The organism is Peribacillus sp. SIMBA_075, assembly GCF_046534585.1.
This window is the reverse complement of the sequence record NZ_JAWRYN010001697.1, coordinates 1-232: the sequence shown is the minus strand read 5'-3', so window position 1 is coordinate 232 and position 232 is coordinate 1. Positions and strand designations below refer to the sequence as shown.

The following is a 232-nucleotide window of genomic DNA, read 5'->3' as shown; positions in this document are numbered from 1 at the left end:
CTCGAGCTCTGGTCGACTCCACCCTTCCTATTTTGTTTGGCAAGGCAGATGAGGTATACAGCGCAGAGGAACGAAATTTGATGATTGGATCAGCGCTTGATCTGATTGTGCAGGTAAAGCGGTTTGAAGAGGACGGCAGCCGCAAAGTCGTAGCTATTACAGAGGTTGTCGGTACAGGACAGTCACATGAGGAATGGATTAAAAGAGCGTGCAATATCAAGCATGTCATACC

1 pseudogene is annotated in these 232 nt (G+C 47.8%); it reads left to right on the top strand.

What is annotated here, in order from left to right:
* Positions 1-232, top strand: a pseudogene (locus tag SB775_RS34220) (CpaF family protein); the annotation flags it as partial.